19 protein-coding genes are annotated in these 20,043 nt (G+C 68.1%); 6 read left to right on the top strand and 13 right to left on the bottom strand.

Annotation, left to right across the window (positions count from 1 at the left end; translation table 11 throughout):
• The first annotated feature begins 184 nt into the window (after positions 1-184).
• From QFZ21_RS00995 to QFZ21_RS00980, 4 genes are all read left to right on the top strand, one after another.
• Complete coding sequence (locus tag QFZ21_RS00995) at positions 185-1,357, top strand: hypothetical protein (protein ID WP_307373487.1); 1,173 nt, start codon at positions 185-187, stop codon at positions 1,355-1,357.
• Positions 1,350-4,385, top strand: coding sequence for a toll/interleukin-1 receptor domain-containing protein (locus QFZ21_RS00990; RefSeq protein WP_307373485.1), 3,036 nt, complete (start codon positions 1,350-1,352; stop codon positions 4,383-4,385). Before QFZ21_RS00995 ends, QFZ21_RS00990 begins: the two co-directional genes overlap by 8 nt.
• A gap of 34 nt (positions 4,386-4,419) precedes the next feature.
• Positions 4,420-7,038 (top strand): hypothetical protein, encoded by a 2,619-nt coding sequence (locus QFZ21_RS00985; protein ID WP_307373482.1) that lies wholly within the window; start codon positions 4,420-4,422, stop codon positions 7,036-7,038.
• 370 nt (positions 7,039-7,408) lie between these two features.
• Positions 7,409-7,591: a hypothetical protein gene (locus tag QFZ21_RS00980; protein ID WP_307373481.1), complete on the top strand. Its 183-nt coding sequence runs from the start codon at positions 7,409-7,411 to the stop codon at positions 7,589-7,591.
• Positions 7,592-7,667: 76 nt separating this feature from the next.
• Here QFZ21_RS00980 and QFZ21_RS00975 read toward each other — a convergent pair whose 3' ends face one another.
• The 11 genes from QFZ21_RS00975 to rplU all read right to left on the bottom strand — a co-directional run bounded on the left by QFZ21_RS00975 (position 7,668) and on the right by rplU (position 15,579).
• Positions 7,668-7,952: a hypothetical protein gene (locus QFZ21_RS00975; RefSeq protein ID WP_307373480.1), complete on the bottom strand. Its 285-nt coding sequence runs from the start codon at positions 7,950-7,952 to the stop codon at positions 7,668-7,670.
• A 97-nt stretch (positions 7,953-8,049) separates the two neighbouring features.
• Positions 8,050-8,739 carry an SDR family oxidoreductase gene (locus QFZ21_RS00970; protein WP_307373478.1) on the bottom strand — a complete coding sequence of 230 codons (690 nt, stop codon included), beginning with the start codon at positions 8,737-8,739 and terminating at the stop codon, positions 8,050-8,052.
• A 1-nt stretch (position 8,740) separates the two neighbouring features.
• On the bottom strand, positions 8,741-9,121 hold the full coding sequence (gene rsfS / locus QFZ21_RS00965) for a ribosome silencing factor (RefSeq protein WP_307373474.1): 381 nt from the start codon (positions 9,119-9,121) through the stop codon (positions 8,741-8,743).
• A complete protein-coding gene (locus QFZ21_RS00960) occupies positions 9,121-10,413 on the bottom strand; it encodes a hypothetical protein (protein WP_307373472.1) in 1,293 nt (430 codons plus the stop codon). The genes rsfS and QFZ21_RS00960 overlap by 1 nt, the downstream gene beginning before the upstream one ends.
• Positions 10,410-11,015: a nicotinate-nucleotide adenylyltransferase gene (gene nadD, locus QFZ21_RS00955; protein WP_307373469.1), complete on the bottom strand. Its 606-nt coding sequence runs from the start codon at positions 11,013-11,015 to the stop codon at positions 10,410-10,412. The genes QFZ21_RS00960 and nadD overlap by 4 nt, the downstream gene beginning before the upstream one ends.
• A gap of 22 nt (positions 11,016-11,037) precedes the next feature.
• Complete coding sequence (locus QFZ21_RS00950; protein ID WP_307373467.1) at positions 11,038-11,262, bottom strand: hypothetical protein; 225 nt, start codon at positions 11,260-11,262, stop codon at positions 11,038-11,040.
• A 67-nt stretch (positions 11,263-11,329) separates the two neighbouring features.
• Positions 11,330-12,583, bottom strand: a complete 1,254-nt coding sequence (locus QFZ21_RS00945) for a glutamate-5-semialdehyde dehydrogenase (RefSeq protein WP_307373465.1) — start codon at positions 12,581-12,583, stop codon at positions 11,330-11,332.
• Between the two features lie 9 nt (positions 12,584-12,592).
• Entirely contained in the window at positions 12,593-13,378 is a 786-nt protein-coding gene (proB, locus tag QFZ21_RS00940) for a glutamate 5-kinase (protein ID WP_307373462.1), read from the bottom strand.
• A complete protein-coding gene (gene obgE / locus QFZ21_RS00935; protein ID WP_307373460.1) occupies positions 13,375-14,874 on the bottom strand; it encodes a GTPase ObgE in 1,500 nt (499 codons plus the stop codon). Before obgE ends, proB begins: the two co-directional genes overlap by 4 nt.
• Positions 14,875-14,993: 119 nt before the next feature.
• On the bottom strand, positions 14,994-15,251 hold the full coding sequence (gene rpmA, locus QFZ21_RS00930) for a 50S ribosomal protein L27 (RefSeq protein WP_028501603.1): 258 nt from the start codon (positions 15,249-15,251) through the stop codon (positions 14,994-14,996).
• A gap of 19 nt (positions 15,252-15,270) precedes the next feature.
• The gene (gene rplU / locus QFZ21_RS00925) at positions 15,271-15,579 is read right to left on the bottom strand and encodes a 50S ribosomal protein L21 (RefSeq protein ID WP_028501602.1); all 309 of its coding nucleotides are present in this window, start codon (positions 15,577-15,579) and stop codon (positions 15,271-15,273) included.
• Between the two features lie 211 nt (positions 15,580-15,790).
• Between rplU and QFZ21_RS00920 the strand changes: the two genes are divergently transcribed.
• A complete protein-coding gene (locus QFZ21_RS00920; RefSeq protein WP_307373457.1) occupies positions 15,791-16,060 on the top strand; it encodes a DUF4031 domain-containing protein in 270 nt (89 codons plus the stop codon).
• On the opposite strand, the gene QFZ21_RS00915 is transcribed toward QFZ21_RS00920, so the two are convergent.
• Positions 16,022-18,664 carry an Rne/Rng family ribonuclease gene (locus QFZ21_RS00915; RefSeq protein WP_307373455.1) on the bottom strand — a complete coding sequence of 881 codons (2,643 nt, stop codon included), beginning with the start codon at positions 18,662-18,664 and terminating at the stop codon, positions 16,022-16,024. The genes QFZ21_RS00920 and QFZ21_RS00915 overlap by 39 nt on opposite strands.
• A 283-nt stretch (positions 18,665-18,947) precedes the next feature.
• Here QFZ21_RS00915 and QFZ21_RS00910 point away from each other — a divergent pair, with 283 nt between their 5' ends.
• Entirely contained in the window at positions 18,948-19,565 is a 618-nt protein-coding gene (locus QFZ21_RS00910) for a vitamin K epoxide reductase family protein (protein ID WP_307373452.1), read from the top strand.
• Between the two features lie 61 nt (positions 19,566-19,626).
• Here the strand turns inward: QFZ21_RS00910 and ndk are convergent, their stop codons facing one another.
• Positions 19,627-20,043: a nucleoside-diphosphate kinase gene (gene ndk / locus QFZ21_RS00905; RefSeq protein WP_307373449.1), complete on the bottom strand. Its 417-nt coding sequence runs from the start codon at positions 20,041-20,043 to the stop codon at positions 19,627-19,629.

Raw genomic sequence — 20,043 nt, 5'->3', positions numbered from 1 at the left:
GGGCTCATCGCGCCATTGTTGCAGTATGACGAGCGGGAGTCGCAGGAAATCTTCATCCGTTACGGCGTCCATCGATCGGACGTCCCGCGGGGCTGCCGTCGACACCGAGAGCGCGACGTCGTCCGCCGGGTGCGGCGACCGACATTGTTGCGTGAGCGCGATCCCTCACCAGTAGAGTTCGGGCATGGGAGACGGCTCGACCACCGCGCATCGAGCGATCCCGTCGTGGACGCGCACGACGGGTCTCGTCGTCTTGATCGCCGCATCCGTGTCCCTGCTGACCGGTTGCACCGCGGACGCGACGCCTCAACCGTCGGTGGTGAGCGAGGCGTCCCACTATGCGCTGGCGCTCGACACCGACTACCGACTCGTCACGATCCACGCGGACGGAGCGCTGACGACGCCCGTAATAGACGACGAACCGATCGCTGGCGATGGCGCCAGGGTGGCGCCTCTGGACGGCGGACGCCTCGCCGTACTCGCAGGAGATGCGCTGATCGTCCTCTCCGATGGAGAGGTGAGCTTGTCTGCGACGTGCGCGGGCTGTCACGGTCTGACCGCGACCGAGGCGGGTCTGGTCACCGCTCAACAGTCGTTCACCCCCGGCATCGACTTCGACCTGGTCACCTTCGACGAGGGTCTCGCGGAGGTCGGCCGCGTGAACGCCTCATTCGTCCGCTCCCGCTTCGAGCCGTCTCTGATGCCGAAGATGCGCTTCCCGACGGTCGAGGCGAGCGTGGACGGTCTCGTGCTGGTCTCGGCGATATCGGCCAGAGGCGGTGAGGCGGGTAATGGTCGGCTCTACGGCCCCTGGAGTCTGGGTTTTTACGAGCAGGACGGCACTCTGACCCGGGACACGGAGATCCTCGGTCACAACGGCGTCGGGCCGGTGGATGTCTCCTCGGACGGCCGCTTCAGCGCGGTGCAGCAGGGCACGACGTGGGGAGCGTGCTACCACGGCGAAGACGTCGTGATCGTCGACAATCGCGCGGGCGAGATCGTCGATACGGACCCCGTGACGACCGGCGCAGAGGACGAGCAGATGGTCGTCACGGCTGGATGGTGGGATGGCGGGCGCTACGTCGTGGACGTCACGATCGAGCACGACGAGGGTGAGCAGTGCGAGTTCAAGCGGACGTCCTTGCGTGGCAGCATCGACGCCGAGACGGGCGTGACCGACACCTCTCCCGTCACGACTCACACCTGGGGGGCGATCGGAGAGGGATGCGATGCCGTGCTGTCCAGCCCTGTCGGACCGCTGTGGGAACTGACGGATGCCATCAGCCTGGGAAGCGAGCCGCTGAAGGGCATCGCCCGCATCCTCCACGCGCCGACCGGGAGCGACTGCGATGGCTGAGCAGCTCTACGATGCCTTCATCTCGTACCGCTCCACGGCAATGGCACAGGCGCGTGCGATCAAGACCGCTCTGGAAGGGCTAGGCCGGGCGAGGAGGAATGAGGACAGCTTCGACGTCTTCCTCGATCAGTCGTCGTTGCGACCAGGCGACCTCGACGGGGAGATCCTCGCCGCCCTCGACCGGAGCCACTCCCTCATCGTGCTGCTCGCGAAGGACACCGTCGAGTCACGCTGGGTGGATCAGGAGATTTCGCACTGGCTGGCCAACGGCGGGGCCCCCGATCGGCTCTTCCTGATCCGCCTCGACGACATCGACCTCACCTGGGACGACGGTTTCATCCACCCGGAACAGCTTCCACCGGCATTGCGGAGCGCCTTCCGTTCCGAGCAGAAGTGGATCGACCTGGGGGCGGCGCAACGCCGACTGGAGCGGACCGCCGTCGCGCCGATCTTCGCCGCGATCCGGGACATCCCCATCGAGTCGTTGCTGCTCGAGGAGGCGGCGCTGCAGCGTCGACGGCAGCGCACTGTCGTCGCCATCGCCGCGACGATGGCCGTGCTCCTCGTCGCCGCCGCCGTCGCGGGCGTCTGGTCTCTGATCAACCTGCGCGCTGCTCAGGAGGCCGCGGCCCTGGCGCAGTCGGAAGCCGATGCCGCGCAGACCATCCTGATCGGCGAGCGGTCGCCTGTGACAGCCGCGGAGTTCGCGTTGCGCGCCGCGGATCGCTCCGACTCGGCCAGCCTGCGTGGGGCGATGCTCTATGCCGCAGCATCCGCTCGACACCTGATCCACAGCATCGACCCTGACGGCATGGTGCCGGCAGGGGCCGTCGTCGGCGACCGATCCTTCGTGATCTGGGACGACGCCGCCGACCCGACACTGCGCGTCTACGATCTCGACAGCGGGGAGATCCGCTCCTCCGGCCGTGTGGGCGGAACCGTCGATGCCGTGCATCTGCTCAGCAGGGGCGCCGGTGTCGCGTGCATCGGCGGGGTTCCTGTCGTCTTCGACGCCGGAGCCGCCGAGCTTGCCGTGCATGCTGTGAGCCCGGCGGAGGACGGTGACTCCGGTGCCCTCTGGTGCAGCATCCTGCTCCGACGGAGTGACGGAGTCGTCGTTCAGCAGACGAGCGCGAGCGCGTCCGGGTGGAGGGAGCTGGTCCTGTTCGTCGATGCGAAGGGGGCCGCCTCGGTTCTCAGCGATACGGACGGAGCCCTGTCGGCGACGGCATCCGGAGACCTGATCTACCTGCAACCCAGCTCTGGTTCGCCGGTGATCCATGACCGGTCACGCGACGTCTCCGTTCCGCTTGCCGGAACCGAGGGCATGACGGTGGTGGACGTCGACGAGCACGGCTCGTTCCTACTCGCCGACGAAGACCGCTCGAGCTGGATTTTCGTGCGCCCTGATGGCGACGGGTTCATCCTCGCACCAGTGACGACCGCTCCGGAGGTCTGGGACATCGCGGCGATCACCAACGACGATGGGTACACGGGCGAAGTGATGACCATCGACCTCGCAGGGACAGTCGGAGTGCCCGCCCGCGATATGGCCGTTCCCACCGCGCCGTCGTCCGTGTCGGGGAACCAGTACCAGCCCACGGTCGTGCGGCTGACGTCGACCACATATCTGACGGTGTTCGCCAGCACGGCGACGCTCGTGAGCATAGAGAGCGGCTATGCGCCCCCGGACGGGTGGGTCCAGCATGAGAACGGCTGGTCCACGCTGGTCAGTCGTGAACTCGACTACCCCGGTCAGTACGGTGCGGAGCCTGTGCAGGGGGCCTGCGCGTCAGATACCGGACTCGCGATCCTTCCCGCGCGGGCGACCGGGTATCTCGTCGTCACGAAGGACGGATTCGAGGTCGTTCCCATGCAGACCTGGGACAGCGGCGCGCTCGCCGCCGGCTGCACCCTGGTGGAGACAGCTCCTGCCTTGGCGTGGCACGGCCAGGATGTCGTGGCACTCGGCTCCACAGAAGGCGGGCGGATCGTAGTCGGAGGGCAGTCCGCGGTCATCCTCGATGGAGACGCGCCGATCGAGGTGTACACCGCGGACACGCTGGCCGCACCGTGGCGATGGATCACCGAACAGACATCGACGACCTATGCAGGGGAGAGCGGCCGCGCCGTCGCGCTCGAGTCCGGCGGCGTGGTGTTCATCGACCAGGGACGCCCCATCGCCCGCCGGAGTCTTGAGAACGCGGAGTCCGCTGCTCACGCGCCCGACGCCAGCGGACTCGTGGTCCGTGTGCACGATTACGAGGCCGGCACCGCGCAGACACAGCTCGTCACCCCGGACGAGGTCGTCGCCCTGGCCTCATGCGACGGCGCCGCGGCCATCGCCTTCGTGCCGGGTGCGGGCTTCTCTGAGGACGCCCGTGTGGCGGACGCCCCGCATGTGGTCGGATCCTTCATCGACGGTTCTTCCGTCGACTGCACCTCCGGCGACCCCTGGAAGGGCATTGACCCCGCGCAGATCAGCGGGTACGTCATCGACGGGGAATCCGGATGGATCACCTATCGCAGCGCCGACGGAGAAGCGATCAGGACGTCATGGAACGGATCCGGACGCCCGGTGACCACGTCGTTCGCCGTGGGATCGCCGGAGCTCGCAGCTGCCTGGTCGGCGGACGGATCGTGGCTCGCGTACCAGACGGGCACGGGCAGCACGGCGACAGCCCGGCACGACGACACGGGGTGGACGGAGCAACCGACGCTGCGGTCGGAGTTCGGCGGAGCGGATCGGTTCGCCTTCCTCACGGATGACGGTCTGCTTCTGGCCATGAACTCGGACAGCGGTCGGTTCGAGATCATCGACGCGGGCACCGCGCGCACGCTGGTCTCGGATGCGATCGACGTCTACACGCAGGTGTCCTCCCTCTCGACGACGACCTACGACGGGCTCGCGATCGTCACCGTGGACATGGACGGCGGTGACGACGGCACGCTCACCGTCCCGATTTCTCGGGAGCGCCTCCACGACGCCCTGTGCGAGATCCATCTGATCGGGATCTGCGCATCGTGACCGCTTCGACGCCCGCAGGAACGGAATCGGTATCATGACGGATCGACGATCGCCAGCCTCCGACACCGCTGTAGTGGCGGCCCGTGGACCCGTGCGGGTGTGGTGGGTGCTCCTACTGCCTCCGACAGTCGCCCTGACACTTTGGGTCGCGGCGGTCGGCGTCCTCCGCCCGGCGTGGAGCCTCGATCCGGGCGCGCCGTGGTTCCTCCCCGCTGCCGGCAACGGGTGGTTCACCTGCGCGCTCTTCGCCATGTGGGCGCTGACGTTCGTCGGCTGGTGGGCGCCCAATCGTGCTGCCCTTCGACGCACACCCACGCAGAGCCTCGCACCTGCTCCGCTCGTCGTGATCATCGGGCTCGCCGCCGTCGCCGCTGTCCTGGGTTATGCGTCGTTCGGGCCCTGCACTGACGGCGAGCAGGCGTTCTTCTCTCCGATCACCTGGACGCTCATGCTCTTCGTCGGCGCGCTGGAGACGTCGGCCGTCGGCCCCGACGCGATCGGCCAGTGCGCGGGTGTTCTCCCCCTGTCACTCGAGGTCGCCCGCTTCGCCGCGATCGCGACCACCTTCACTGGTGCTGCGCTGGTCCTCATCGCGGCGTCGCGGGAGCCGTGGAACAGGCTCGTCGTCCGTCGCGCCAAGTACGTCGACCTCGTCGTGGGGCTCACGAGTCGCTCGCTCCCGCTCGTCCAGGCCCTGCTGCAGGAGCCGCTCGATCTCGATCCGCGCTGGCGCTCGGCACCGCGGCGCAGACCCCTCGTCGTGGCGCTCCACGACGATGCATCCGACCCCCTCGTCGCCGAAGCCACCGAACTGGGCGCGATCGTGCTGATCGGCAATGCCACCCGCCCCGAAGCGCTGCGACTTGCTCTGACCTATAGAGCGTTCTCGTTCTCTCGCGCCGGACGTCGGGACCACCCCAGTTTGCACCGCATGTACGTGGTCGCCGACCGGGCTCAGGTGAACCGACGCGTCCTGCGCGCGGCGGAGGACGTATTGGCGACGACGGACTTCTCGCTGAGCGATCGTCGAGTACCGCGGATCACGCTGCTGCTGGACGACTCACGCGAGGCACAGGAGTTCCGCGTCACGCACGTCGCCGATCGGCGCTGGTTCGTCGATGCGCTCTCCGAATCCGAGGTCCTCGCGGACGAACTGCTTCGCGCCGTCGACGAACTGCATCCACCGGTCATCCTGATCCAGGGGGACACCGGCCTCGGACGCGCGCTTCTGGAACGGCTCGCCTGGAACACGTGGTCAGCGATGGAAGTGGCGGGGGCGCGAGGCGCGGAAGCGGCGAGCGACGCATCGGGGGCACCCCGGGTCGTCCTTATCGATGCGCATGCGGATCGGATGCTCAAGGAGTGGGATGCGAGCGCGGGGGTCACGGCTCATCTTCTGCGCCCTGCGGTCATCAGCAGCGGCGACGACTGGGAGGCCGCTGCCGACGAGCTCCTGTCGCAGTCGGCGGATGCGGCGGTGATCGTCACGGGTGCCGATGCGGTCACCTCGACCCTGCGCCTGGCGCAGCTCTTTCCCCGCACGCGCTTCTTCCTCGCCGATGAGCGTGTGCGTGGCGTGGACGGATTCGTGTCAGCCGCAGGTCCCCATCCGCGAGGTGCGGTGATCCGATTCGGTCCGGTCCTGCATTCGACGATCGTCACGGAGGAAGCCGAAGTACGGCGCTATCCGCCGGAGGACAGCTGGGCCGGTCTCGCGCGTCACCAACACGAGATGTACGTGGCCGCCCGAGGCCAGGACCCGCGTCCGACCAGACGCGCCTGGGGTGACCCGTGGGACGAGCAGGACGAGCGCCTCCCCGAGTTCATCCGCGAGGACAACGTGCGACAGCTCCGACATCTGCTCACCGGCTTGCCCGAGCTGGCCACAGGACTCGTATGGGTCCCTTACGACGGCACCCGGGGTGCAGTGCTGAGCGCGTCCGAGGTCGGTCTCCTGGCGGAGCGGGAACACGAGCGATGGGTCGCGCTCCGACTGCAGAACGGGTGGAGCGGTGCGGTCGAGGTGCCGCCTCACGACGAGACAGCGGAGGCGCGGAACACGCGCCTCATTCGCGAGGATGCCGAGCGCCGGAACGACAGCATCCGCGATTGGGAGACGGGAATCCCGCTCAACCAGCGGGGTGCGAAGGTCAGGGCCGTGTCGACTCGGGCTGATGGTGCGGCCAGGGATTCCCTCCAGGCCTGGAACAGGCGTCAGGTCGAGATCGTCCTGACGAACCTCGCGGCGCGGGGGATCATCCCTGCGCGTACGGATGGACGGCGGTACGCGCGCGACGGGGTCGTCTCAGCGGTGCAGCTGACCGAGCCGGTCTCATGGACGTCCGATGCGGGCAGCGAGCTGAAGGGAGGTGCCGGCGACTGGCAGGTGACCGAAGCCGACGGGAGCCTGCGCACGGTCGCAGAGGCCGAGTTCCCGCTCATCTACGCCTCGCTCGGAGACGGCCGGTTCCGTCGTTCCGGAACGGTCCGTGCACGACGCACGCTCGAGGTGGAATCCGTCGCATCCCTGGAAGGCGCCTCCCTAGCGCGCGCGGGGGACTGGGTCATCACCGATGACCGGGGCAATCGATGGCCCGTTCCGCACTCCCGCTTCCGTGCGTCGTACCGGTTGGTCGGCGAAGCGACCCGCTGACGGCTTCCCGACTCCTCACCGCCCCGCAGTGCGCGCCTCATGCCCCCGCGCTGCCGCGCTGCGCGGCGGGTCCGCCCGCTGGTGCGAGCTGACCTGCGTCAACGCCCGCGCGGGCGCCTCCTCCCAACCCGCCGCCCCAAGCCCCGTCAACGAGGGCATCAGAGGGATGAAACGGGAGCCCGGGACACTCCAACCGAAGTCAGGGGGTCAGGGGTTCGAGTCCCCTCAGGTCCACCAGAGAAGCCCCCGGATTCGTCCGGGGGCTTTCTTCGTCTAGCGCGCTCCCCCACTCCGGTCAACCCGCTCTCCGCGGGAGCGATGCGGTCGTACGGTTGCGGCATCCAGCTCCACTGATCGAAAGGATGCGAACATGTCGAACCCGATTCCTCCTGTCGTCCCGTTCCCGGACGATGACAACCCCGAGGGCGTACCGACGAAGGACGTCGACGGAGAGCAGGTGGTCGACACCGACATCGACGACGCGCTGGTCGACAGCGCAGAGGCGGATCGCGTGGCAGCCGACGCTGACGTCGACGAGAACGACGCTCTCTGAGCCGCACTCAAGGAAACGCACCCCCCGATGATCGGGAGGTGCGTTTCTCGTTGCGGGCGCCGTTGTCCGCGAACGATCAGGTCGCGAGCAGCGGGCGACGGGACGGGATCGAGATCGGCCGCGTCGAGCGGACGGAGTGATGGAGTCGCTCGAGGTCGGCAAGAGCGTCGAAGGCAGAGCCGTAGCGGATCGCCAGCGGAAGCTGACGCAGCCACGTCACCTCGACCTCGGTCTCTTCGACGTCGTAGACGCAGGCGACCACGTGTCGCGGATCGTTCGACGGGTACCGCAGATCGTTGATGATCCACTCCGATGAGGTGAGGCGATTCATCACATAACGCGGTTCCGGCACTTCTGACATCGGTTGCCCCTCCAGGACTCTCTCTGATGAGAGTGTGCAGGGCGTACCGAACGGCAGTAAGACGCTTGACAGATTCCGCGGGTGGTGCATTCCGGGCTCAGCGACCGGGGCGCACCGTGAGATCCGTGAGGTGCGCGTCGCGCGGCAGATCGAGAGCGGTGAGGATCGTCGTCGCGACAGCATCCGGGCTGATGAACCGCTCGGGGTCGTACTCGACCCCTTCCTGCTGATGTACCCGCTCCTGCATGGGAGTGGCGGTGCGACCCGGGAAGATCGACGTCACGCGGACGCCGTGCTCGGCCTCCTCCGAACGAAGGGCATCAGCCAGAGCCTTCAGGCCGTGCTTCGACGCGGCATACGCCGACCACCCCGCGTGAGCGTGCAGGCCTGCGCCGGAATTGACGAACACCACCTGTCCGCGAGACACGCGCAACACCGGGAGGAGCAGTCGTGTCAGCTCCGCCGGAGAGATGAGGTTCACGGCGAGCTGCTGCTCCCACAGGGAGGGCGCCAGGTCGGCCACCGTCCCGAGGTCGACCACACCCGCCGCGTGCACCAGAGAGTCGATGCGCTCCGGAAGGTGCTGCTTCGACAGAGCCCAGGAGACCCGGCCCGGCGTCGCGAGATCGGCGACGAGTGTGGACGCGCCCGGGAGCTCCGCGGCGATCTCGCGGGCGCGACCGGCGTCGCGAGCGAGCGCGATCACCTGGTCACCGCGATCCAGCAGGCGTCGCGCGAGGACCGCGCCGATGCCCGAACCGGCCCCGGTGATCAGGTGCGTCGGCACGTCAGGGACGATCTGCGGCCGGCTCGGCGACGTCGATCGGAACGACCGGGCAGTCCTTCCAGAGACGCTCGAGGCCGTAGTAGACGCGCTCCTCCTGGTGGAAGACGTGCACGATCAGGTCGCCGAAGTCGAGCAGCACCCAGCGGGACTCTGCACGACCCTCGCGGCGCACGCGCTTGTGACCCGCCTCATGCAGCCGGTCCTCGATCTCGTCCGCGATCGCGGCGACATTCCGCTCGCTGTTTCCGGTGACGAGCAGGAAGATGTCGACGAGCGGCAGCGGCTCGGACACGTTGAGCGCGACCAGATCCTCACCGCCCTTGTCGACGGCGGCTTGTGCTGCGAGACGCAGCATCTCTTCGGCAGTTTCAGGTGATTGCATCAGAACACATTCGTAGATATGGCGACGACCAGAGCGACCGCCAGAGCGAGAGCCAGACCCCCGACGATGATGGTGAGGACGAGGGTGAGCCTGCTGCCCTTCTCGGGCGCCGGCGGGCGGATGACTTCGCCGGCGGGCTTGATGGTGCTGACCGCTGCGCTGGCGGCGATCGGCGTCGGAGAGGATGCCGGGGGCAGCTCTCCGTCGATAAGGACGGCATCGATGTCTTTGCCATCGGTGGTGCCGTGGGCGTGACCCTGCGAGCCCATGCCCTGGGGCAGCTCGTAGGAACCCGTGACCAGGATCTCACCGGTGGAGGCGACGGGACCCGAGAGGGATCCGTCGCCGGGTGACGGCGTGAAGATCAGAGCATTCGGCGCGGAATGCTGCGACCCGGTGGAGTCTCCGACCGTGAGCAGCTCGTCGAACGACGGACGGAACGGAGTGTGCACCTCGGGCGCGTCCGTCAGGACGCCCTCGCCGAACGCGGAGTTGACGGTCGGACGGGCGTCTTCGACCTCGTCGGTGTCGTCGGAGTCGTCGACGTCAGCCAGGACATCGTCGGTCTCGGCGGCAGAAGACTCACTCTCGCCGGGCAGCCCCAGGACAGCGGCGACGTCGTCCCGCTCCGTCCGCTCGGCGGACTCGTCGGCAACGACCACCGGAGCATCATCGACCGGTGCCGAACCCGAAGCGCTGAGAGGTTCGATGACGATCTCATCGTCGAGGTCGTCGTCGTCTCCCGCGGTGTCGGTCGGAGTGGGGCGTGCGAAATCAGGGACGCCCGAGACGATGGCCGGGGCCGGCTCGTCGGAGCTCGCTACCGGCTCGGGCTGTTCGACGGGCTCAGACTCTTCGGCCTGCTCTTCGGCCTGCTCTTCGACCTGAGGTTCTTCGACGAGCTCGGCGACCAGCGCGGCGGGCTCGTCTGCCTCTACCTCTGCGCCTGCGTCAGCAGCGGAAGTCTCTGCCTCAGCATCCGCACCATCGGCTCCGGTGACCGCGACCGAGCCGGTCCTGGCTCGCTCCTGCTCGCGGACCTGACGGCGAGTCAGCGGGCCGTGGGAGTCAGCGGCGTCATCGGCGGTCGTCGCGGGACCCGGGTCGATCGGCTCGGCGGCGCTCGGCACGGGAGGTGCCGGGGGCACGGGAGGCGCCGGGGGTACGGGTGGCGCTGCGGCGGCGGCTGCGGCGTCTTCCGGCGTGATCACGGGCGTGGAACCCGTCAGTCGGATCTCACGCAGCTGCTTGCGCGTCAGCGGACCGTGCTCGTTCTGATCCGATGTACTCATGCCTTGCTCCGATACAGATGATGCTTCGCGATGTACTGGACGACGCCGTCGGGAACGAGGTACCAGACCGGCTGATCGTCGCGAACGCGTTCACGGCACACGGTCGACGAGATCGACAGCGCCGGCACCTCCAGCTGGCTGACATTGTCGCTCGGGAGGCCATCGGTGCTCAGAACGTGTCCTGGGCGAGAGACCGCGACGAAGTGGGCCAACTCCCACAACTCATCATGGTCCCTCCAACTGAGAATTTGCGCTACGGCATCCGCTCCGGTGATGAAGAACAGCTCCGCATCCGGCCGCTCGGTCTTCAGATCACGGAGAGTGTCGATCGTGTAGGTCGGGCCCTCACGGTTGATGTCGACGCGGCTGACCGTGAACTGCGGGTTGGAGGCGGTGGCGACCACTGTCATCAGGTAGCGGTGCTCGCTGGGCGTGACGTCGGACTTCTGCCACGGGTGACCGGTGGGGACGAAGACCACCTCGTCCAGGTCGAAGGAGTGCGCCACCTCGCTCGCTGCGACCAGGTGGCCGTGATGGATGGGGTCGAACGTTCCGCCCATCACGCCGATGCGCGGCGCGCGCGTGGTCGCAGCAGTGTTCATGAGGGCGCGATATCCATGGGGCTCAGTGGCCGTGTCCTGCCTCGTGGCCGTCCTTGCCGTGCCGCGCCGCCCAGGCGTCCGCCTTCGCCGAGTGACGGTTGGCGACGTTCTTGTACGACAGGGTGACGAGAGCCAGGAACGCGAAGACGATGATCGCGATGACACCGAAGATCAGCGTCTCCAGCTGGACGTTGCCGTGGTGCTCGGTTTCGGCGGCGGCCATCGCGATCTGTGCGACGAGGTTCATCCTGACTCCGTTTCGTGGCGGTGCTGTTTCGGGATCCTGCGCGGTACAGCGTCCCCCAGTCTAGCCCTCAGCCGCGCGTCTGCCCCGACCCGCGCGCGAGCCACTTCGTGCTGGTCAGCTCCGAGAGTCCCATCGGGCCCCGGGCGTGCAGCTTCTGCGTCGAGATGCCGACCTCCGCGCCGAATCCGAACTCGCCGCCGTCGGTGAATCGGGTCGAGGTGTTCACCATGACCACGGCGGAGTCGACCTCCGCGAGGAAGCGCTCGGCGTTGCGCGAATCGGTCGTGATGATCGACTCGGTGTGACCGGTGCTGTAACGCCGGATATGGTCGAGCGCCTCATCGAGCGAATCGACGACCTTCATCGCGATGTCGAGGCTGAGGTACTCCGTCTCCCAGTCCTCCTCGGTCGCGGGGATCACCTGGGTCACGAGACCGGCCACGATGTCGTCGCCGTGGATCGCCACGCCCTCGCTCTGCAGGGCGCTCGCCACGAGCGGGATGAGCCGCGGCGCGGCCTGACGGTGCACCAGGACGGTCTCGACGGCGTTGCACACGCTCGGCCGCTGCACCTTGGCGTTCACCACGATGTCGCGGGCCCAGTCGTCGGGGGCGGTCTCGTCGAGCAGGATGTGGACGTTGCCCGCGCCGGTCTCGATCACGGGCACGGTGGATTCGGTGACGACCGTCTCGATCAGGCCGGCACTCCCCCGCGGCACGAGCACGTCGATGAATCCGCGTCCGTGCATGAGCGCCTTGGCGCCCTCGCGGCCGAAGTCGTCGACCGTCTGGACCGCCTCGGGCGTGACGCCCGCGCCTTCGAGTGCCCGGCGCATGATCTCGACCAGCACGGTGTTGGAATCGCGTGCGGCGCTGCCGCCCCGGAGGACGACCGCGTTGCCGGACCGCAGCGCCAATGCGGCGATGTCGACCGTGACGTTGGGGCGAGCCTCGTAGATCGCGCCGACCACGCCGAAGGGTACTCGCACCTGCTCGAGGGACACGCCGTTCGGCATGCGGTGCCCGCCGACGACCCGGCCGACAGGGTCAGGGAGCGCTGCGACCTGCCGCACGGCGGAGGCGAGTGCGGCGACCCGCTTCTCGTCGAGCCGCAGCCGGTCGATCAGCGATTCACCGATGCCGTCCTCACGGCAGCGCGCGATGTCGCGACCGTTCGCCTCGATGATGCGGGCGGCATCCTGCTCGAGAGCGACGGCGATCGCTTCGAGCGCGTGCGCCTTGTCGTCACTGGTGAGCGCGGCAATGGCGCGAGACGCCTCTTTGGCGCGCACCAAGCGCACCTGCGGGGTCTGGTCGGTCATCCGCCCAGTTTAGGAGATCGCGGGTTCGAACCAGGTCCCGATTTCAGCGCCGGCGAGGGCCTGATCCACGAGGTCGGCGCTGGTCACCAGCACGCCGATACCGGATGCCGCGGCCAGTCGTGCCGCCGACACCTTGGTCGCCGCTCCCCCGGTGCCCACGCTGTTGACCACGGTCGCGCCGAACTCGAGCCCGGTGAGATCGGCATCCGGAGCGACGATGTCGATCGGCTCCGCAGCGGGATCGGACGGCGGCTTCGTGTAGAGCGACTCGATGTCGCTGAGCAGGATGAGCGCGTCGGCTTCGATCAGCTGCGCCACGAGCGCGCCCAGACGGTCGTTGTCACCGAAGCGGATCTCCTGCGTCGCCACGGTGTCGTTCTCGTTGACGATGGGGAGGATGCGCAGTCCGAGCAGCCGCTCCATCGCACGACGCGCGTTCGACCGCGACGTCGGATTCTCCAGGTCGCCGGTCGTGAGCAGGACCTGCCCCGCCACGATGTCGAAGGGGCGGAGCGACTCCTGGTACCGGTAGACGAGGATGTTCTGCCCGACGGCCGCTGCCGCCTGCTGGGTGGCGAGGTCGGTCGGCCTGGCCTCGAGACGCAGGAACGGGATGCCGGTCGCGATGGCCCCGGAGGACACAAGCACGACCTCGGCGCCGCGCGCGTGGGCCGCAGCCAGGGCCTCGACCAGAACCGGGATGCGCCAGGAGGACTCGCCGCTCACCGACGACGATCCCACCTTCACGACGATGCGGGATGCCGTGGCGAGATCTGCGCGAGTGCGAGCGGTCACTCGCCGTCCTCGCGGTACGCCGCGAGGCGCTGGGCCTCCACCTCCGCACGAGCAGCAGCCTTCGCGTCCATGCGCTCGTAGTACGTCTGGCGACGCTCCGAGGTCGTACGACGGTCGTTCGGTGCGAGTCGGGGGTCTGTTCCTCGCGGCGCCGCCATCAGTTCGGCGGCCGAGCTCATGGTGGGCTCCCAGTCGAAGACGATGCTGTCGCCCTCGCCGATGACCACGGTCGAACCCTGCACCGCTCCGACGCGGAACAGCTCGTCCTCGACGCCCAGCTTCTCGAGCCGATCGGCCAGGAAGCCGACGGCCTCCTCGTTCTGGAAGTCGGTCTGCTGAACCCAGCGCACAGGCTTCTCGCCGAGGATGCGGTACACGTTGCCGTACGTGCCGCCCTCCACCCGGATCGAGAACTCTTTCTTCGGACCGCGTGTGCGGATGACGACGCGCTCGCGCGGCGGGGCGACGACCGCCTCGCGGCGGTGCTTGTCGACGAGCTCGCCGAGCGCGAGCGTGAGCGGACGAAGACCCTCGTGGGAGACCGTCGAGATCTCGAAGACGCGGAAGCCGCGGGCCTCGAGGTCGGGGCGCACGAGTTCGGCGAGATCGCGCGCCTCGGGCACATCGATCTTGTTCAGCGCGATGATCTGCGGGCGCTCGAGCAGTGGCGTCTGTCCCTCCGGCACCTGGTAGGCCGCGAGTTCGCCGAGGATCACGTCGAGGTCGGAGATCGGGTCGCGCCCGGGCTCGAGCGTGGCGCAGTCGAGCACGTGCAGCAGTGCCGTGCAGCGCTCGACGTGCCGCAGGAACTCCAGGCCCAGGCCGCGGCCTTCGCTGGCACCCTCGATGAGACCGGGCACGTCGGCGACGGTGTAGCGGAAGTCCTCCGACTGCACGACACCGAGGTTCGGGTGGAGCGTCGTGAACGGGTAGTCGGCGATCTTGGGCCGGGCGGCGGAGATTGCGCCGATCAAGCTCGACTTGCCGGCGGACGGGTACCCCACGAGGGCGATGTCGGCGACGGTCTTGAGCTCGAGCACCAGGTCGCGTTCGACCCCGGGGGTGCCGAGGAGCGCGAATCCGGGCGCCTTGCGCTTGGGCGTCGCGAGAGCCGCGTTGCCCAGCCCGCCCTGGCCACCGGCAGCCGCGACATAGCGGTCGCCCGGTTCGATCATGTCGATCAGGACTTCGCCGTCGGTGTTCTTCACGACGGTGCCCACCGGGACCAGCAGCTCGAGGTTCTCGCCGAGGAAGCCCGAGCGGTGGTCGCCCATGCCGGGACCGCCGTTGCCCGAGTTCCGGTGCGGCGAGTGGTGGTACGAGAGCAGCGTGCCCGTCTGCGGGTCGGCGACGAGCACGACGTCGCCGCCGTCACCGCCGTTGCCGCCGTCAGGGCCGCCGAGCGGCTTGAACTTCTCGCGGTGGACCGAGACACAGCCGTTGCCGCCCTTGCCCGCACGCAGGTGCAGTGTCACGGTGTCGACGAACGTGACCATGTCGCGATCTCCTCCTGATTGGTTTATTCGCCCGGGGATCGATGATCGATCCGCGGGCAGATGCACAGACGGGGCGGGCCGAAGCCCGCCCCGTCTGGATGACTAATGTCGTGCTGTGATCACTCAGCAGCGGCGACGATGTTGACGACCTTGCGGCCGCCCTTCGCGCCGAACTGGACCGCACCGGCGGCCAGAGCGAACAGCGTGTCGTCGCCACCACGGCCGACGTTCACACCGGGGTGGAAGTGCGTGCCGCGCTGGCGGACGATGATCTCGCCGGCGAGGACCTGCTGACCGCCGAAGCGCTTGACGCCAAGTCGCTGAGCGTTGGAGTCACGACCGTTACGGGTGGAGCTTGCGCCCTTTTTATGTGCCATGTCCTGGTCTCCTCGGTCTTTACTTGATGCCGGTGATCTTGACGCGCGTGAGCTCCTGACGGTGCCCCTGGCGCTTCTTGTAGCCGGTCTTGTTCTTGTACTTCTGGATGATGATCTTCGGGCCGCGGAGGTTGCCGATGACCTCAGCCGTGACCTTGACCTTCGCGAGCGAGTCAGCGTCGGTGGTCACCGTGGCGCCGTCGACGAGCAGCACGGCGGCCAGCTCGATCTTCTCGCCCTGGGCAGCCTTGACACGGTCGAGCTGAACGATGGTGCCGACCTCGACCTTCTCCTGCCGGCCACCGGCGCGCACTACTGCGTAAACCACTTCATACCTGTTTCGTTGGGGAGCACGTCGGCTCAGGAATCTCACGGGAAGACTGTTGCTTGCATACGTCGCGGACGACGGGTGCAATTGCAAGGCTCTCCGCTCCGACCGACGAGGACGGGGCGGCATACGCACCAAGGGACTACTTTACCGGATGTCGGACGAGGTCGCAAAGCGGCTCCGCCGGTGTGTCCGGTCGTAGGCTGACAGGATGACCGTTCTCGTCGACGACCCGATCTGGCCTGCCCACGGGAGACTGTGGGCGCACCTGGTCAGCGATACCGATCTCGACGAGCTGCACGCCTTCGCGAAGGCCCACGATGTTCCCGCTCGCGCGTTCGATCTCGACCACTACGACGTGCCGGCCGACCTCATCCCCCGGCTCCTCGCCGCCGGCGCTGAGCACGTCGGCGGCAAGGAACTGGTACGACGACTGATCGCCTCAGGACTCCGTGTCCGCGGACGCGACCGGCGCCGTTGACGAGTCGTTGGTGACCGAGATCGGGGTGCCCGTGAGCGCCGCAGTGGAGACCCGGCGGCGACCGCGTCCCTGACCGGGAGCCTTGGGTTCCGGCAGAGCGTCGAGCACGGAATCGAGCAGCGCTTCGGCAGGCGACCTCGGTCCCTTGCGGTCGGAGCTGCGCTTCTTCCGCGGCTTCTTCGCGCGCTCAGGTGCTTCTGCCCGCTCGGGTGCCGGGGACTGGACGGCCTCGGCCGAACCGGCATCCGCCGCGATCTCGACGGGCTCGAGGCTCGGTGCGAGCGTGGAGGCGGCGATCTGCGCGAGCGCTGACTTCGCTCCCTCGGGGATGCTGTGGGTCACGTTGGGCGCCGGCGGGGCGCTCTGACTCGGGCCGTTGCCACCGCCGCGCTGGCGGCGGTTGCTCTGGCCGTTGCCGTTGCCGTTGCGGTCGCCATTGCGGTCGCCGCTGCTGCTGCCGTTGGAGCGGTGCTTGACGACCGGATCGTGGTGCACGATGACACCGCGGCCGGCGCACACCTCGCAGTTCTCGCTGAAGGTCTCCAGCAGGCCGAGGCCCAGCTTCTTACGCGTCATCTGCACGAGGCCGAGTGAGGTGACCTCGGCGACCTGGTGCTTCGTGCGGTCGCGGCTCAGGCATTCGATCAGCCGGCGCAGAACGAGGTCGCGGTTCGACTCGAGCACCATGTCGATGAAGTCGACGACGATGATGCCGCCGATGTCGCGCAGGCGCAGCTGACGGACGATCTCCTCCGCCGCCTCGAGGTTGTTCTTGGTGACCGTCTCCTCGAGGTTTCCCCCCGAGCCGACGAACTTGCCGGTGTTGACATCGACGACCGTCATCGCCTCGGTGCGGTCGATCACGAGCGAACCGCCGGAGGGCAGCCACACCTTGCGGTCCAGCGCCTTCTCGATCTGCTCGGTGATGCGGAACGCGTCGAAGGGGTCGGTCTCGTCCTCGTACGGCTCGGTCCGCTCGAGGAGGTCGGGGGCGACGCTCTCGAGATACGCGCGGATCGTCTGCTGCGACTCTTCGCCCTGGATGAGCATCTTGGTGAAGTCCTCGTTGAAGACATCCCGGACGATCTTGACGAGAAGATCGGGCTCGGCGTGCAGCAGAGCGGGAGCCTGCTGGTTGTCGACCTGCTTGCGGATGTGCTCCCACTGGGCGGTGAGCCGCTGCACGTCCCGCGTGAGCTGGTCTTCCGTGGCGCCCTCGGCGGCGGTGCGGACGATGACGCCGGACGATTCCGGCAGCACCTCCTTGAGGATCCGCTTCAGGCGCGCACGCTCGTTGTCCGGCAGCTTGCGGCTGATGCCGTTCATCGAACCGCCGGGCACGTACACGAGGTAGCGGCCGGGAAGCGAGATCTGGCTGGTGAGGCGTGCGCCCTTGTGGCCGATCGGATCCTTCGTGACCTGCACGAGCACGCGGTCGCCGGGCTTGAGCGCGAGCTCGATCCGGCGCGGCTGGTTGCCCGTCTCGACGCCGTCCCAGTCGACCTCACCGGAGTAGAGCACGGCGTTGCGGCCTCGACCGATGTCGACGAACGCGGCCTCCATGCTGGGCAGCACGTTCTGCACGCGGCCGAGGTACACGTTGCCGATCAACGAGGCGTCCTGGTTGCGGGCGACGTAGTGCTCGACGAGCACACCATCCTCGAGGACGCCGATCTGCGTGCGGCCGTTCTTGGAACGGACGACCATCTTGCGGTCGACCGACTCGCGACGCGCCAGGAACTCCGCCTCGGTCACGACCGGACGACGTCGTCCGGCGTCGCGGCCGTCGCGGCGGCGCTGCTTCTTCGCCTCGAGCCGGGTCGAGCCCTTGATGGCCTTCGGCTCGGTGATGTACTCGACGACGCGCTGGCGCTGACGCGGCTCGTCGCGCTGCTCGTCACCCTCGGATCCACCCCGACGGCGGCGGCCGCGGCGGCCTGCCTGGTCATCCTGATCGCGATCGGCGATCCGGTCGAAGATGCGCTCGCTGCGGTCGTTTCGCTCCGGGCGCTCGGCGCGTGCCGGCAGCGGGACGACCTCGGGCGCGTAGAAGTGCAGCTGCGTCGAGACCTGGGAGACGAACACCTCGGGAAGCAGTCCCAGAGAGACCGCAGTCACGGGGCCGGCCGGCTCGGGCTCCGTCTCGGCAGCAGACTCAGCGTCGGCAGCGGGCTCAGCCTCGGCAGCAGGCTCGGTGTCGGCAGCGGGCTCGGCGTCGGCAGCAGACTCCTGGTCGGCCGGCGCGTCAGCATCCGTCGAGATCACGTCGGACTCGATCTCGAGATCTGAGGCGATCAGCGCCTCGGCGATCGCCTCTGCACCGCCGTCGGTCTGCTCGGCGCTCTGCGCGTCATCGGATTCCTGGGCGGAGGCGGCGTTGTTCGCGGCATCCGCTGCCAGCTCCGCTTCGGCGAGGTCCGTGGCGTCCGAATCGGAACCGCCTGCGGTCTCTTCCCCCGCAGCCTCGGCGGCCGCGTCCTCAGACTCGGCGGATGCCTCCGACACGACGTCGGCGTCAGGAGCGTCAGGCTCCGTCAGCTGCTCCGCGGCGTCAGCCGGGAGGTCGAGGGTCGGGATGTTGTTGTCATTGTTCTCATCGGCCATCTCTGGCTTGCTCCCTGCGCGAGGCACCAGGTGCCTTCGCGAAATCTCATGCGGCACCCGCGGGTGCCGCGAACTCAATCGGCGTGCGACCGGCTCATGGCTCTGATCGCGTGGGGCATGGGGCCCCGAAGTCTGCGTCGATGCGTGTCACGGCGGCGCCGGTCATCGCATCACAGGCCATTATCGCACCAAGTCGCCCCGATTACGGCATCACGCCGTCGAGCCCGCGTTTTCACCGGCCCGTTCTCCCGACTTCCATAGCTCCCACTGAGATAATCACCCCATGAGCGAGCAGCGCACCCGCCCCGTCGTCTACGCCGTCTGGCTGATCATCGCGAGCGTCGTCGGCTGGTTCGCCGCCTTCCAACTCACGGTCGAGAAGTTCATCCTTCTGGAGAATCCGAAGGAAGCGCTCGCCTGTGATCTGAGCCCGTTCGTCCAGTGCACCACCAACCTGGGGTCGTGGCAGGGTGAGCTGTTCGGCTTCCCCAACCCGCTCCTCGGACTCACCGGCTGGATGGCGCCCCTCGTCGTCGGCGTGGCCGTGCTCGCGGGAGCGCAGTTCCCCCGGTGGTTCTGGGCGGTCTTCGGCGCCGGGATCACGGGGTCCTTCGTCTTCGTCTGCTGGCTCATCGGCCAGAGTCTCTACGCACCCAACCTCGGCGTGCTCTGCCCGTGGTGCATGGTCACCTGGGCAGTGGTGATCCCGACCTTCTTCGCCACGATGGTGCATCTCACGCGCAACGGCACCTTCACCCGGAACGAGAAGGCCAGGGCGACCGCGGAGAAGGCGATGGTCTGGGTGCCGCTCGCGACGATCCTCGCGTATGCGTTCATCATCCTGCTGATCCAGCTGCGCGGTATCGACTTCCTCGGCGAGATGGTCCGCATCCTGTTCTGACTCTCCCCCGGACGACGAAAGCCCGCCCCCACGGAGGGAGCGGGCTTTCGCGCGAGTGGTCTCAGTCGAACCAGATGCCGAGTTCGCGCGCAGCCGACTCGGGGCTGTCCGAGCCGTGCACGAGGTTCTGCTGCACCTTGAGGCCCCAGTCGCGGCCGAAGTCGCCGCGGATCGTGCCGGGTGCCGCGGTCGTCGGGTCGGTGGTGCCGGCGAGCGAGCGGAAGCCCTCGATCACCCGGTTGCCCGCGAGTCGGATGGCGACCGACGGGCCGGAGAGCATGAACTCGAGCAGCGGCTCGTAGAACGGCTTTCCCTCGTGCTCGGCGTAGTGGGCGGCGAGCACGTCGCGGTCGGGGTCCACGAGGCGGATGTCGACGAGCGCGTAACCCTTCGCTTCGATACGCGCGAGAATCGCGCCGGTGAGTCCGCGGGCGACGCCGTCGGGCTTGACGAGGACGAGTGTCTCTTCGGTGGCCAT

Origin of the sequence: Microbacterium sp. W4I20 (genome assembly GCF_030816505.1) — a bacterium.
Lineage (GTDB): Bacteria > Actinomycetota > Actinomycetes > Actinomycetales > Microbacteriaceae > Microbacterium.
The sequence above is the reverse complement of the archived record's forward strand: the minus strand, read 5'-3'. Positions and strand labels throughout refer to the sequence as shown.

Excerpts from the sequence above, each read along its gene's own strand:
- QFZ21_RS00995 (WP_307373487.1), top strand. The coding sequence starts at position 185 with ATGGGAGACGGCTCGACCACCGCGCATCGAGCGATCCCGTCGTGGACG.
- QFZ21_RS00990 (WP_307373485.1), top strand. The coding sequence starts at position 1,350 with ATGGCTGAGCAGCTCTACGATGCCTTCATCTCGTACCGCTCCACGGCA.
- QFZ21_RS00985 (WP_307373482.1), top strand. The coding sequence starts at position 4,420 with ATGACGGATCGACGATCGCCAGCCTCCGACACCGCTGTAGTGGCGGCC.
- QFZ21_RS00980 (WP_307373481.1), top strand. The coding sequence starts at position 7,409 with ATGTCGAACCCGATTCCTCCTGTCGTCCCGTTCCCGGACGATGACAAC.
- QFZ21_RS00975 (WP_307373480.1), bottom strand. The coding sequence starts at position 7,952 with ATGTCAGAAGTGCCGGAACCGCGTTATGTGATGAATCGCCTCACCTCA.
- rsfS (WP_307373474.1), bottom strand. The coding sequence starts at position 9,121 with ATGCAATCACCTGAAACTGCCGAAGAGATGCTGCGTCTCGCAGCACAA.
- QFZ21_RS00960 (WP_307373472.1), bottom strand. The coding sequence starts at position 10,413 with ATGAGTACATCGGATCAGAACGAGCACGGTCCGCTGACGCGCAAGCAG.
- nadD (WP_307373469.1), bottom strand. The coding sequence starts at position 11,015 with ATGAACACTGCTGCGACCACGCGCGCGCCGCGCATCGGCGTGATGGGC.
- QFZ21_RS00950 (WP_307373467.1), bottom strand. The coding sequence starts at position 11,262 with ATGAACCTCGTCGCACAGATCGCGATGGCCGCCGCCGAAACCGAGCAC.
- QFZ21_RS00945 (WP_307373465.1), bottom strand. The coding sequence starts at position 12,583 with ATGACCGACCAGACCCCGCAGGTGCGCTTGGTGCGCGCCAAAGAGGCG.
- obgE (WP_307373460.1), bottom strand. The coding sequence starts at position 14,874 with ATGGTCACGTTCGTCGACACCGTGACACTGCACCTGCGTGCGGGCAAG.
- rpmA (WP_028501603.1), bottom strand. The coding sequence starts at position 15,251 with ATGGCACATAAAAAGGGCGCAAGCTCCACCCGTAACGGTCGTGACTCC.
- QFZ21_RS00920 (WP_307373457.1), top strand. The coding sequence starts at position 15,791 with ATGACCGTTCTCGTCGACGACCCGATCTGGCCTGCCCACGGGAGACTG.
- QFZ21_RS00915 (WP_307373455.1), bottom strand. The coding sequence starts at position 18,664 with ATGGCCGATGAGAACAATGACAACAACATCCCGACCCTCGACCTCCCG.
- QFZ21_RS00910 (WP_307373452.1), top strand. The coding sequence starts at position 18,948 with ATGAGCGAGCAGCGCACCCGCCCCGTCGTCTACGCCGTCTGGCTGATC.
- ndk (WP_307373449.1), bottom strand. The coding sequence starts at position 20,043 with ATGGCCACCGAAGAGACACTCGTCCTCGTCAAGCCCGACGGCGTCGCC.